Consider the following 13,232-nt stretch of genomic DNA (forward strand, 5'->3'; position numbering starts at 1 on the left):
CAGGGGAGCGCCCGCCGTCGGGTTCCGCGTGCTACCGAACGGTGACGCGCTTGATGATGATCGGGTTCTTCGGCGCGGTCGAGCCGCCGTCGCCCACGATGTCGTCGCCGTTGACGATGACGCCGTCCTTGGCGACCTTCTCGATGATCTCCAGGCCCGAGCGGACCATGCCGAGCACCGAGTACTGCGGCTCCAGCTGGCCGTTCTCGTCCGACAGCGAGATGGCGAACTGGCTGCTGTTCTGCCCCGCCGCGCCGTCGGGCTGGGTCAGGAACACCACGCCCTTGGTGTAGGGCATGCCGACGGCCTCGTCGCCGTACACGTAGCCGGCCGTGCCCTGCCCGTCGGTCGGGTTCCTGCCGTCGGCCTTGGCCTGCGGGTCGCCGCACTGCAGCAGGAACAGGCCGGCCGTCTCCGGGGTCACCAGCCGGTGGCACTTGGTGTTGTTGTAGAAGCCCTTCCTGGCCAGGAAGGCCATCGAGTTGACCGAGCACGGGGTCGCGTTCGCGTCGACGTCGATCACGATGTCGCCGTGGTTGGTGCTCACGGTCATCGTCTTGAGCTTGAGGTTGGGCCGCTTGCCCGGCAGGCCGACGAACTTGTTGGGCGCGGACTCGTCCCGCTTGTAGGTGCACGACACCTTGCCCGCCTGCTTCGGCGGCGTGGTGCTCGGCAGCGACGTCGGCGCGGGGATGCTGGTGCTGGCGGAGGGCGAGGGCGTGCTCGCCGCCGCGGCCGTCTTCTTGTCGTCGCCCATCAGGGTGGTCGCGGCGAAGATGCCGCCCGCCACCACGACGACGGCCACGCCCGCGCCGATGAAGGTGTTCCGCCTGGCTTTGGCGGTCTGCTCGGCCGCGCGCCTCGCCTGCCGCTCCTTGTGCTCCCGGGCCAGCTCGCTCTGGCGGTCGTCGCCGCTCACCGGTTGTCTCCTTCATCTTTGCCGACACATGACCAAACAACTCCGCGAATGCTACCGGCCTCCGATATGTGCCGGGCGTAAGTGGCGGAAGCCGCAGAGTGGGGCAAGTGAGGAGAGAACCATTTCGCAGGCAGATACGTAGTCCAGGTGAGCCCTCCAAGGAGTGACCGTGTTCGACCAGATCCTCGGCCTGCCGGCCCATCCGCTGATCGTGCACCTCGCCGTGGTGCTGACGCCGCTGCTCGTCCTCGTGGGCGGGGCGTACGCGCTGGCGCCTCGCGTGCGGGCCGTGACGGCGTGGGCGGTGGTGCTGCTGGCCGTGGCCGCCCCCGTGGCGGTCCTGGCGGCCAAGGAGAGCGGGGAGAGCCTCGAACGGGCCCGTTTCACCGGCGTGGAGGGCCCGCTCGGCGCGCGGGTCGCCGTCCACGAGGGCTTCGCGACCCCGCTGCTGCTGTCGGCGGCCGGGCTCGCCGCCGCCTGCCTGGCCCTGGTGTACGCCACCACCCCCGCGCGCGGCTCGCTCACCCGCGACCGGTTCGGCAGACCCGTCACGCTGGCGCTGTCGGCGCTGACGGTCGTCCTGGCCGCCGTGGCGGGCTACTTCTGCTTCCGGGCGGGCGACTCCGGGGCCAGGGCCGTGTGGGCCGCGGCGGGTCTGACCGGCGTGTAATCTCGCGTTGTGGATAGCCTGTTCGATTCGGCGGCTGAGGAGGCCACCCCGCAACCCCTCGCGGTGCGGATGCGCCCGCGCACCCTCGACGAGGTGATCGGGCAGCGGCATCTGCTGGGCTCCGGCACCCCGCTGCGGCGGCTGGTCGAGAGCGAGGCCCCCATGTCGCTGTTCCTGTGGGGCCCGCCCGGCACCGGCAAGACGACCCTGGCCTACGTCGTCTCCAACGTCACCAAGCGCCGCTTCGTCGAGATCTCCGCCGTCTCGGCCGGCGTCAAGGACGTCCGCGCCGCCATCGACAACGCCCGCCGCGAGCTGGGCATGAGCGGCCGGCAGACCGTGCTGTTCGTCGACGAGGTCCACCGCTTCAACAAGGCCCAGCAGGACGCGCTGCTGCCGGCGGTGGAGAACCGCTGGGTCACCTTCATCGGCGCCACCACCGAGAACCCGTACTTCTCCGTCATCTCGCCGCTGTTGTCGCGCTCGCTGCTGCTCACGCTGGAGTCGTTGTCCGACGACGACGTGCGCGCGGTCCTGGAGCGGGCGGTGGCCGAGCCGCGCGGCCTGGGCGGGCGGGCCCGGCTCGCGCCCGAGGCCCTCGACCACCTGGTGCGCCTGGCCGGCGGCGACGCGCGCAGGTCGCTGACCTACCTGGAGGCCGCCGCCCTGCTGACCGACGACATCACCGTCGAGGTGGTGGAGAAGGCCGCCGACAAGGCGGCGGTGCGCTACGACCGCCAGGGCGACCAGCACTACGACGTGATCAGCGCGTTCATCAAGTCGATGCGCGGCTCCGACGCCGACGCGGCCCTCCACTACCTGGCCCGCATGATCGAGGCCGGCGAGGACCCGCGCTTCATCGCCCGCCGCATCGTCATCTTCGCCTCCGAGGACGTCGGCATGGCCGACCCCACCTGCCTGCAGACGGCTGTCGCGGTGGCCCAGGCCGTGCAGCTCATCGGGCTGCCCGAGGGGCAGATCAACCTGGCGCACGCCGTCATCCACTGCGCGATGGCGCCCAAGTCCAACGCGGTCGTCAAGGCCATCGGCGCGGCGGTCGGCGACGTCCGCAAGGGCCTGATCGGCCAGGTCCCCGGCCACCTGCGCGACGCCCACTACCCGGGCGCGGCCAAGCTCGGCCACGGCGGCGGCTACAAGTACCCCCACGACTTCGACCACGGCCTGGTGCGCCAGGACTACGCGCCCGAGCAGGTCCGCGACCGCCGCTACTACGAGCCCACCAGGCATGGCGCCGAGGCCCCGGTGGCCGACCGCTGGGCCCGGATCCGCGACTTCCTGCGCGGATCCTGAGCCCTGGCCGCCGCGCTAGATTGAGCGCCATCATGACCGACCACCGCGCGAGCTTCGACGCCCGCATCACCTTCGGCAACGGCGGCGACCTCGCCGTCCACGGCTTCCGCGTCGACCTGCCCGGCCCCGACGCCGCCGAGGACGAGATCGCCGCGCTGTTCGTGGCCTCGCTCGGCCTGCTGATGACCGACGGCGTCGAGCTGGACAACGTCGAGATCTTCGCCGAGCCGCACAAGGGCACCAGGGGAGGGCCCTCCGACCGCGCCGCGCAGGCCGCGCCGGCGGCCGGGGGAGCGCTGGTCGAGCTGGCCCGCCCGCCCGCCGACGGCGGCACGTACCTGGTGGCGCCCGGCGGCGACCTGACCGGCCTGCCCCTGACCCGCACCGCCGAACTGCCCGCCGTGGTGGTGCGCGTGGCGGGCGCCGAGGCGCGGGAGATCGGCGTGGGCGCGCTGGCCGCCTTCGACGTGGGCGGCAGGGCGGTGCTGCTGCACACCGGCGCGCTCGGCGGGGGGCGGCTCACCCCGGAGGCCGCCTCGTGGCTGGCCGGGCGCGGCGCGTCCCTGGTCGGCACCGACGCCGACGGCCTCGACGGATTCGACGGCCTCGACGGCGTCGGAGGGTCGGCGGCTCTCGACGTGCTGCTGGCGGCGGGCGTGCCGGTCGTGGAGCGGCTGGCCGGGCTTGACCGGCTGCCGCCCACCGGCGCCCTGTTCACGGCCGCGCCGCCGCTCCTGGAGGGCGTCGGGCGGGTTCCCGTACGCGCCTTCGCCCGCGTCCCCGAGGCGTGACAGGAGGCGTTACAGGAGGCGGGCCGGGCGGCGGAACGCCTGGTCGGAGCGGCATGTGATCGGTCACGGAAGTGTCCACAGGTGGCCTCGCCGCCGGATCCGGCCCGTTTTCCTCACTAACCTTGTCGCCGGGACGCGATAGGGTTCATGCCGTTCCGGCCCAGCGTACGAGGGAGATGAGCGGATGCTTACCGCTGGAGAGGTCGCCGGGCTGATCGCGGCCACGGGCTGGATTGTCCTGGTCTGCGTTCTCGCCATGGTGCTCGTCAAGCTCGCCAGGCTGCTCACCGAGACCACCAAGGCGGTCTCCGACCTGAACAACCGCCTGGTGCCGCTGCTCGACGACGTGAGCGTCACGGTCAACGAGACCAACAGGCAACTCGTCGCCGTCGAGGCCATCGCCCAGGACGTCAAGCAGGTCAGCGCACACGCCGCCAAGCTCAGCGCGGTGACGCAGACCATCTTCACCGGCCCGTTGATCAAGGTGTCGTCGCTCGGCTACGGCGTGCGGCGCGCCATCGAGGCCCGCAGGCCCGCCCGGGTGAGGCGGTCCCGGTGATCAGACGGCTGTTCTACCTCTCGCTCGGCGCGTTCCTCGCCTTCTGGGTGATGCGCAGGCTGCAGGCGCTGCACCCGACCCACGTCGTGCGGCGCACCGCCGACGGCGCGGCGGGGATGCTCGCGCGGGTGAGAGACTTTACCTCTGACGCGCTCGGCGAGGCCGCCGAGCGCGAAACCCAGTTGCGGGCGCGCTTCGGGCTCGACAACGCTGAAATCGACAACTGACTACCAGCAAAGGATGGCCACAATGGAGTCGGCAGAGATAGCCCGCCGCTTCCTGCGCTTCTTCGAGGAGCGTGGGCACAAGGTCGTGCCCTCGGCCAGCCTGATCGCTGAGGACCCCACGCTACTCCTGGTTCCTGCCGGTATGGTGCCGTTCAAGCCGTACTTCCTGGGGCAGCGCAAGCCTCCGGCGTCACGGCTGGCCACCGCGCAGAAGTGTGTGCGCACGCCCGACATCGAAGAGGTCGGCAAGACCACCCGGCACGCCACCTTCTTCCAGATGCTCGGCAACTTCTCCTTCGGCGACTACTTCAAGTCCGAAGTGATCCCGTTCGCGTGGGAGCTGCTCACCAGGTCCGAGTCCGACGGCGGCTTCGGCTTCCCCGAGGAGCGGCTGTGGGCCACCGTCTACCTTGAGGACGACGAGGCCTACGACATCTGGCGCAACAAGGTCGGCGTGCCCGAGAGCCGCATCCAGCGCCGCGGCCTGGAGGACAACTACTGGCACATGGGCGTGCCCGGCCCCGGTGGCCCCTGCTCGGAGATCTACTACGACCGCGGCCCCGAGTACGGCAAGGAGGGCGGCCCCGTCGCCGACGAGGACCGCTACCTCGAGGTCTGGAACCTCGTCTTCATGCAGTACCAGCTCAGCCAGGTCCGCACCAAGGTCGACTTCGACATCTCCGGCGAGCTGCCGGCCAAGAACATCGACACCGGCATGGGCCTGGAGCGCATGGCGACGATCCTCCAGGGCGTCGACAACCTCTACGAGATCGACACCACCTACAAGATCCTCGACAAGGCGGCCGAGCTCACCAAGACCCGCTACGGCCGCGACCACCGCGCCGACGTGAGCCTGCGCGTGATCGCCGACCACGTGCGCACCGGCACCATGCTGGTCGCCGACGGCGTCATGCCCGGCAACGAGGGCCGCGGCTACGTGCTGCGCCGCATCCTGCGCCGCTCGGTGCGCAACCTGCGCCTGCTCGGCTCCGGCGACGAGCGCTACATGCACGAGCTGACCGACGTCGCGATCAACGTGATGGGCGAGCAGTACCCCGAGCTCAAGGTCGACGCGCCGCAGATCCACGCGGTCATCGACGCCGAGGAGACGTCCTTCCTCGGCACCCTCCGCACCGGCACCGCGATCTTCGACGTGGCCGTCGAGGAGACCAAGCGCAAGTCCGGCTCGACGCTCTCGGGCGACCAGGCCTTCCAGCTCCACGACACCTACGGCTTCCCCATCGACCTCACCCTGGAGATGGCGGCCGAGCAGGGCCTGAAGGTCGACGAAGAGGGCTTCCGCCGCCTGATGAAGGAGCAGCGGCAGCGGGCCAAGGCCGACGCGGCGGCCAAGAAGACCGGCAACGCCGACATCTCCGTCTTCGGTCACCTGCTGGAGAAGGCCGGCAAGATCGACTTCCTGGGCTACGACGAGACCGAGGCCGAGACCACCGTCGTCGGCATCCTGGTCGACGGCGTCAGCGTGCCGGCGGCCGGTGCGGGCACGACCGTCGAGATCGTGCTCGGCCGCACCCCGTTCTACGCCGAGGGCGGCGGCCAGCTCGCCGACCAGGGCGTCATCCGCACGGCGGGCGCCGAGGTCGAGATCCTCGACGTGCAGTCGCCGCTCAAGGGCCTGATCGTCCACCGCGGCAAGGTCCGCAGCGGTGAGCTGAAGGCGGGCGACGAGGCGCAGGCCGAGATCGACGTCGAGCGCCGCCGGGCCATCTCGCGCAGCCACAGCGCCACCCACCTGGTCCACCGCGGCTTCAAGAACGCGCTGGGCGAGACGGCCGCGCAGGCGGGCTCGGAGAACTCCCCGGGCCGCTTCCGCTTCGACTTCACCGCGGCGGGCGCCGTCCCGGCCAGCGTGCTGCGCGACGTCGAGGACGAGGTCAACGCGGTGCTGATCAACGACCTCAAGGTCAACGCGTTCTACACCTCCCAGGCCGAGGCCAGGGCGATGGGCGCGCTGGCGATGTTCGGCGAGAAGTACGGCGACGAGGTCCGCGTGGTCGAGATCGGCGACTACTCGCGCGAGCTGTGCGGCGGCACCCACGTCCACAGCTCCGGGCAGCTCGGCCTGGTCAAGGTGCTGGGCGAGCAGTCGGTCGGCGCGGGCGTGCGCCGGGTCGAGGCGCTGGTCGGCATCGACGCCTTCCGCTTCCTGGCCCGCGAGAGCGTGCTGGTGGCCCAGCTGTCCGAGCAGCTCAAGGCGCGCCGCGAGGAGCTGCCCGAGCGCATCGAGGGCATCGTCACCCGCCTGCGCACCGCCGAGAAGGAGCTGGAGAAGGTCCGCTCGGCGCAGGTGCTCCAGGTGGCCGGCGAGCTGGCGTCCCAGGCCCGTGACCTGCACGGAGTCTCCGTGGTGACACACCGCGCGCCTGATGGCACCGGCGCCGACGACCTGCGTAAGCTCGCGCTTGATGTGCGTGGCAGATTCCCGGCCGACCGGCCGGCGGTCGTGGTGATCGCCGGCGCCCCCTCCGACCGGCCCGTGGTGGTCGCCGCGGTCAACGAGGCGGGGCGCGAGCGGGGGCTCAAGGCCGGAAGGCTGGTCGGCGTCGCCGCCAAGGCTCTTGGGGGTGGCGGTGGCGGCAAGGACGATGTCGCGCAGGGCGGCGGTACGCGGCCCGAGGCGATCGGCGACGCGCTCGGCCTGGTCGAACAGGCCATCGGCGAGCAGATCGGATGACATGAGGTTCGGTTCGCGGATCGGCGTCGACGTCGGTTCCGTCCGCATCGGCGTGGCGCGCAGCGATCCCAGCGGGACGCTGGCCACGCCGGTCGAGACCGTACGCCGGGGCAGGGGCGACCTCGACCGCCTCGCCGAGATCGTCGCCGAGCACGAGGCGATCGAGGTGATCGTGGGGTTGCCCACGTCGCTGTCCGGGCGTGAGGGGCAGGCGGCCGGGCTGGCCCGCGCGTTCGCCGCCGAGCTGGCCGGCCGGCTGGCGCCCACGCCCGTGCGGCTGTTCGACGAGCGGCTCACCACGGTCGCGGCCCAGCACGGGCTGCGGGCCAGCGGCGTACGCGCCAAGAAGCAGCGCGGGGTCGTCGACCAGGCGGCCGCCGTGGTGCTGCTCCAGGACGCCCTCGACTCCGAACGCGCCACCGACAGACCACCAGGCAGGCCCGTCGAACCGCCCCCCGCGGCGGCCGACGGACCTGCCTCATGACCGGGCGGCACCACGAGGCCCGTCACGAGGCCCGTCACGAGGCCCGTTGTGAGGGCATGGTTCGTGCGCAGGCCCCGATCTCGCCCGCCGGGCGTCCGACCGGCGAGGTGGCCGCGTGAACACCACCCCCGACGACGACGGCGGCGAGGTGATCCCGTTCCTACGGGCGGACTCCGAGCAGCAGACGCCCCCGGCGGCCGAGGAGCACCCCGGACACCGCCCGCGACCGGCGGGCGAGAACCCTGCCGGGAGCGGCCCGCGGCCGGCGGATAGGGATCCTGCCAGCAGCATGCCCCACCCGGTGGGTGAGGGGGCTGCCAACAGCGGCCCGCACCCGGTGGGTGAGGGGGCCGCCGGGAGCATGCCCCGCCCGCTGGGTGAGGGGTCTGCCGGGAGCATGCCACACCCGGCAGGCGAGGAGTCTGCCGGTAGTGGCCCGCGCCCGGTGGCTGAGGAGGCTGCCGGGGGCAGTCGGTCGTCGCGCCGTGGCCGGGCCCTGGGCAAGGCGGGGCTGGTCTCCGCCGCGCTGGTCGCCGCCCTGGTGGCGGCGGGCGCGGGCGTGCTCACGGTGGTCAGGCCGTACCTCAGCCCCGAGGACTTCGAGGGCATGGGCAGCGGGACGGTCACCGTCCGCATCCCGCCCGGGGCGAACGCCGAGGAGATCGGCACGGCACTGGCCGACGCCGGCGTCGTGGCCAGCTCGCGTTCGTTCGTGAACGCGGCCCAGGAGCGGGCCGTGGCCAACCGGCTGCGTCCCGGCCACTACCGGCTGCGCAAGGGCATGGCCGCGGGCGCGGCGCTCGACCTGCTGCTCGCGCCCGCCTCCCGGCTCGTCAGGCGGGTGGCGGTGCCGGAGGGGCTGCGCGCGGGCGAGGTGCTGCGGCGCGTCGCCCAGTTGGCCGCGCTGCCGCTGAAGGAGCTGCAGAGCGTGGACAAGAGCCTGCTCGGGCTGCCCTCGTACGCGCCCGGGATCGAGGGCTTCCTGTTCCCCGCCACGTACGACGTCGAGCCCGGCGACAAGGCGGTGGACGTGCTGGCCGCGATGGTCGAGCGGTGGGGGGTGGCCGCCCGGCAGATCCACCTGGCGGAGGGGGCCCGCCGGCTCGGCCTGACCCCGCTGGAGGCGCTCACGGTCGCCAGCCTCGTGCAGGCGGAGGGCGGCACCGACGCCGATTACCCCAAGATCGCCAGAGTGATCTACAACAGACTCAAGAGCAACACGCCGCTGGAGCTGGACACCACGGTCCTGTACGCGCAGAACCGCCGGTCACTGAAGGTCACCGAGAGCGACACCAAGGTGAACTCGCCCTACAACACCTACCACCGCCGCGGGCTGCCGCCGGGGCCCATCGCGAATCCGGGGGAGAAGGCGCTGCTGGCGGCCCTGAATCCGGCCGCGGGTGATTGGCACTGGTTTGTGACGACGGATCCGGCGCATAGAATCACCAAATTCACCAACAAAGAGAGCGAGTTCGTGAGATACCGGGAAGAGTTGAACAAGAACCTCGGGACGGACTGATGTTCGGCGGGACCCCCCCTGTGCCCGCGCAAAAGCCCCATACCGGGTCATGCGCCCTCTTCCCATCCCCTAGCATGGCTACCCAGAGTGATCTCCGCTGGTCGTGGGAGCATGCCCGGCGGATCCCCCCGTTTCGCCCGGTGAGCTCCGCCGGTTCGGCACAACCGCTTGACGCCGAACGGGCCGTACCGGGAGATTGGCCAGCGCAGCTATGAGCGATCTCGACCTGAACTCCCTGCTCGGCACCGAGGACGACGAGGGCCGGTCCCGGCGCCGTGCCCGCGGCTCCGGCAAGCGCGGCGGCAACCGCCGGCGGCGCAGACGTCGTAACCGCGGCGGCTTCATCGCGCCGTTGCTCGCCTTCGTCGTGCTGGCGGGCATCATCGGCGGCGGCGGCTACTACGGCTACCTGTGGGTCAGCGACGCCCTCGTGCCCGACGACTACACCGGCCAGGGCACCGGCGAGGTGATCGTCGAGATCAAGGACGGTCAGAGCGCGTCGGAGGTCGCCGAGGAGCTGGTGCGCCTCGGCGTCGTGGCCAGCGCCAGGGCGTTCAGCACCGCCATCGGCAACGCCGGCAAGAGCGGTTCGCTGCAGCCCGGCCAGTACAAGATGCGCAAGAAGATGGCGGCGGCCGACGCGGTGGCGATGCTGAGCCCCGAGAACAAGCTGCTGGCCAAGGTGGGCGTCAAGGAGGGCCTGCGGCTGTCCGACACGCTGACCACGCTGGCCAAGGCGACGGGCAAGCCGGCCAAGGGCTTCGCGGCCGCGGCCAAGGACACCGCCGACCTCGACCTGCCGTCGTACGCCAAGGGCAAGCTGGAGGGCTACGCCTTCCCGGCCACCTACGAGTTCCCGCCCAACGCCACCCCGGCCCAGATCCTGGGCGCGATGGTCAAGCGGTTCAACCAGACGGCCGACGAGGTCGACCTCGAAGGCGGCGCCAAGGCCCTGGGCCGCAAGCCCCAGGACATCGTGGTCATCGCCAGCATCATCCAGGCCGAGGCTGGCCGGTTCGAGGACATGCCCAAGATCGCCCGCGTCATCTACAACCGGCTCGACCGCGACCCGGAGATGAAGCTGGAGATGGACAGCACGGTCATGTACGCGCTCAACAAGTACCGCACCGCCGCCACCATCGCCGAGACGAAGACCAAGAGCCGGTACAACACGTACATGTACCTCGGCCTGCCGCCGGGCCCGATCTCGAACCCGGGCCAGCACGCCATCGAGGCGGCCCTCAACCCGGCCAAGGGCGACTGGCTGTACTTCGTCGCCACCGACCCCAACAGCCGCGTCACCAAGTTCGCCACCACCGAGGCCGAACGCCAGGCGCTGCTGGCCGAGTACAAGCGGAACGGCGGCTGACCTCCGCCGCGGGAGCCGTCCGACGACCGGCGGCCCCGCGGCGTGGTAGGAGTAGGGACCGTGTTTCCGGAAGGAGTGTCGATGCGGGCTGCGGTCATGGGCTCGCCGATCGGGCATTCGCTCTCGCCCCACCTGCACAGGGCCGCCTACGCGGCGATGGGGCTCGACGGGTGGAGCTACGAGGCGATCGAGTGCGACGAGGCGCGGCTGCCCGGCCTGCTCGCCGGGCTGACCCCCGTGCGCGGGCAGCGCGACGGTGAGGAGCACGGCGCCGAGCAGGGCGGCGAGCGCGTCTGGGCCGGGTTGTCGCTGACGATGCCGCTCAAGCGCGCCGTGCTGCCGCTCCTCGACACCGTCTCCGACCTGGCCGTCGAGGTGGGCGGGGCCAACACCGTGGTCTTCGCCGAGGGCCTGCGCCACGGGCACAACACCGACGTCCACGGCATCGAGCAGGCGCTGGCCGAGGCGGGGGTGCCCGCGCCGCGGTCGGCGACCGTGCTGGGCGGCGGCGCCACGGCCGCCTCGGGGCTGGCGGCCCTGCGCAACCTGGGGCTGTTCGCGGCCACGCTGCTGGTCCGCGACCCGGCCAGGGCGGGGGAGACCGCCGAGGTGGCCGAACGGCTGGGCGTGGCGCTGGCGGTGGAGACGTTCGACAAGCTCGACGCGTACACCGGGGTGGACCTGGTGGTCTCCACGCTGCCCGCGGGAGCCGCCGACGCCTTCGCCGGACGGCTGGCCCGCGTGCCGGCGCTGTTCGACGTGGTCTACGCCCCTTGGCCCACCAAGGCGGCCACGGCCGTCCGCGACGCGGGCGGCACGGTGGTCGGCGGCTTCGCGATGCTGCTGCACCAGGCGGCGCGCCAGGTGGAGCTGATGACCGGCCGCGCGGACGTGCCGGTCGAGGCCATGCGCGCGGCGGGCGAGGCCGAGATCGCCCGCCGGGCCGCGGCCCGTCCGCAGTGATCTTCCCGGCGATTACCCGCGCCGGCGGGATGATTCGAGGCGCCTGCGTGGTTGTGGTAATGTAGCTCTCTGATCGGTCCGGCATGCCTTGCTGGACGCGCAAGCGGAGGTCTCCCTCCCACCCGAGTCGCCGAAAGGTGGCCGGGTCCAGGATCACGCCGGACTCTCCGGGGAGCTCGAGGCCACGAAGCCACAGAGCTCAGTGGCCCCGCATGCGCGACGTGCGGGGCTTTTCGCGTCTTCGGCGCGGAAGGCCCCCGCCACGACGAGCACGTAGGGATCGCAAACCTAGGAGGCCCCATCAGCACTGAGCCCCGCATCAACGAGCGTATCCGAGTTCCCGAGGTTCGCCTCGTGGGCCCGAACGGCGAGCAGGTCGGCATCGTCAGCATTCACGACGCGCTGAAGCTCGCCCAGGAGGCCGACCTCGACCTCGTCGAGGTCGCGGCCACGGCTCGACCGCCCGTGTGCAAGCTCATGGACTACGGCAAGTTCAAGTACGAGTCCGCGATGAAGGCGCGCGAGGCGCGCAAGAATCAGGCGCACACGATCATCAAGGAGATCAAGCTCCGGCCGAAGATCGACCCGCACGACTACGAGACCAAGAAGGGTCACGTGGTGCGGTTCCTCAAGGCGGGGGACAAGGTCAAAGTCACGATCATGTTCCGCGGACGTGAGCAGTCCCGGCCGGAGCTCGGCTTCCGGCTGCTGCAGCGGCTGGCGGAGGACGTCCAGGAGCTCGGGTTCGTGGAGTCCCAGCCCAAGCAGGACGGCCGTAACATGATCATGGTGATCGGTCCGCACAAGAAGAAGGCCGAGGCCAAGGCCGAAAAGGCTGCCGCCAAGGCGCAGCGTGGCGGCGAGGAGCTTCCCGCATCGGAAGAGGAGTCTTCCGTGCAGGCGGCGGAACCTTCCGTACAGGAAGCGTGACCCGCGGCTGGGGTTGGCCTTACACCACGCGCCCCGGCAGCCACCGGCAGACGAACAAGCCGCGACCGGGCCGGCCAGCACCGGCCCGGCCACCGGCACGACCGAATTGAGGAGAGACGGCGACATGCCGAAGATGAAGACGCACAGCGGTGCGAAGAAGCGGTTCCGGCTCACCGGCACCGGCAAGCTCAAGCGCCGCCGCGCCAGCCGCGCGCACTACAACGAGTGGAAGTCGTCCACGCTGACGCGTCGTCTCAAGGGTGAAGTCGTCGTTTCGCCGGCAGACACCAAGAAGATCAAGAAGCTGCTCGCCAAGTAGCGCGAACCCCCGGGGAGAAGAAACATGGCACGCGTGAAGCGGGCGCTCAACGCCAAGAAGAAGCGCAAGGTCGTCCTCGACAGGGCGAGCGGTTACCGTGGCCAGCGGTCGCGGCTGTACCGCAAGGCCAAGGAGCAGATGCTCCACTCGATGACGTACGCCTACCGGGACCGCAAGGACCGTAAGGGTGCGTTCCGCCGTCTGTGGATCCAGCGGATCAACGCCGCTGCCCGCGCCAACGGCATCACCTACAACCGCCTGATCCAGGGCCTGCGCCTGGCCAACATCGAGGTCGACCGCAAGATCCTCGCTGACCTCGCGGTCAACGACGGCGCGACCTTCGCCACGCTCGTCGAGGCCGCCAAGAAGGCGCTCCCGGCGAACGTGAACGCTCCGGCCACCGCGAGCTGAGGTCGCCTTCAGACACAGAGGGCCCACCGTCACGGTGGGCCCTTTTGCTGTATCCACGCACGATC

The 13,232-nt window shown here is 71.3% G+C and carries 14 protein-coding genes; 13 read left to right on the forward strand and 1 reads right to left on the reverse strand.

What is annotated here, in order from left to right:
- Positions 1-31 precede the first annotated feature (31 nt).
- Complete coding sequence (locus ACFYUV_RS05430; protein ID WP_387665133.1) at positions 32-919, reverse strand: peptidylprolyl isomerase; 888 nt, start codon at positions 917-919, stop codon at positions 32-34.
- A gap of 169 nt (positions 920-1,088) precedes the next feature.
- Here ACFYUV_RS05430 and ACFYUV_RS05435 point away from each other — a divergent pair, with 169 nt between their 5' ends.
- The 13 genes from ACFYUV_RS05435 to rplT all read left to right on the forward strand — a co-directional run bounded on the left by ACFYUV_RS05435 (position 1,089) and on the right by rplT (position 13,167).
- On the forward strand, positions 1,089-1,589 hold the full coding sequence (locus tag ACFYUV_RS05435) for a hypothetical protein (protein WP_387665135.1): 501 nt from the start codon (positions 1,089-1,091) through the stop codon (positions 1,587-1,589).
- Positions 1,590-1,598: 9 nt separating this feature from the next.
- Positions 1,599-2,900 (forward strand): replication-associated recombination protein A, encoded by a 1,302-nt coding sequence (locus ACFYUV_RS05440; RefSeq protein ID WP_387665138.1) that lies wholly within the window; start codon positions 1,599-1,601, stop codon positions 2,898-2,900.
- 32 nt (positions 2,901-2,932) lie between these two features.
- Entirely contained in the window at positions 2,933-3,691 is a 759-nt protein-coding gene (locus tag ACFYUV_RS05445) for a hypothetical protein (RefSeq protein WP_387665141.1), read from the forward strand.
- A 184-nt stretch (positions 3,692-3,875) separates the two neighbouring features.
- The gene (locus ACFYUV_RS05450) at positions 3,876-4,250 is read left to right on the forward strand and encodes a DUF948 domain-containing protein (RefSeq protein WP_352327837.1); all 375 of its coding nucleotides are present in this window, start codon (positions 3,876-3,878) and stop codon (positions 4,248-4,250) included.
- Complete coding sequence (locus ACFYUV_RS05455; RefSeq protein WP_352327836.1) at positions 4,247-4,477, forward strand: hypothetical protein; 231 nt, start codon at positions 4,247-4,249, stop codon at positions 4,475-4,477. The genes ACFYUV_RS05450 and ACFYUV_RS05455 overlap by 4 nt, the downstream gene beginning before the upstream one ends.
- Before the next feature lie 22 nt (positions 4,478-4,499).
- A complete protein-coding gene (gene alaS / locus ACFYUV_RS05460; protein ID WP_387665143.1) occupies positions 4,500-7,172 on the forward strand; it encodes an alanine--tRNA ligase in 2,673 nt (890 codons plus the stop codon).
- Position 7,173: 1 nt separating this feature from the next.
- Complete coding sequence (gene ruvX, locus ACFYUV_RS05465; RefSeq protein ID WP_387665146.1) at positions 7,174-7,656, forward strand: Holliday junction resolvase RuvX; 483 nt, start codon at positions 7,174-7,176, stop codon at positions 7,654-7,656.
- Between the two features lie 445 nt (positions 7,657-8,101).
- Positions 8,102-9,175, forward strand: coding sequence for an endolytic transglycosylase MltG (gene mltG / locus ACFYUV_RS05470; RefSeq protein WP_387665148.1), 1,074 nt, complete (start codon positions 8,102-8,104; stop codon positions 9,173-9,175).
- Between the two features lie 211 nt (positions 9,176-9,386).
- Complete coding sequence (gene mltG / locus ACFYUV_RS05475; protein WP_358285788.1) at positions 9,387-10,544, forward strand: endolytic transglycosylase MltG; 1,158 nt, start codon at positions 9,387-9,389, stop codon at positions 10,542-10,544.
- An 81-nt stretch (positions 10,545-10,625) separates the two neighbouring features.
- Positions 10,626-11,507, forward strand: coding sequence for a shikimate dehydrogenase (locus tag ACFYUV_RS05480; protein ID WP_387665151.1), 882 nt, complete (start codon positions 10,626-10,628; stop codon positions 11,505-11,507).
- Positions 11,508-11,807: 300 nt separating this feature from the next.
- On the forward strand, positions 11,808-12,437 hold the full coding sequence (infC, locus tag ACFYUV_RS05485) for a translation initiation factor IF-3 (protein WP_364394191.1): 630 nt from the start codon (positions 11,808-11,810) through the stop codon (positions 12,435-12,437).
- Between the two features lie 124 nt (positions 12,438-12,561).
- Positions 12,562-12,756 carry a 50S ribosomal protein L35 gene (rpmI, locus tag ACFYUV_RS05490; protein WP_125635662.1) on the forward strand — a complete coding sequence of 65 codons (195 nt, stop codon included), beginning with the start codon at positions 12,562-12,564 and terminating at the stop codon, positions 12,754-12,756.
- A 24-nt stretch (positions 12,757-12,780) separates the two neighbouring features.
- Positions 12,781-13,167: a 50S ribosomal protein L20 gene (gene rplT / locus ACFYUV_RS05495; RefSeq protein WP_358285792.1), complete on the forward strand. Its 387-nt coding sequence runs from the start codon at positions 12,781-12,783 to the stop codon at positions 13,165-13,167.
- The last annotated feature ends 65 nt before the right edge of the window (positions 13,168-13,232 follow it).

It is taken from the genome of Nonomuraea sp. NPDC003560 (assembly GCF_042878785.1).
Classification (GTDB): domain Bacteria; phylum Actinomycetota; class Actinomycetes; order Streptosporangiales; family Streptosporangiaceae; genus Nonomuraea.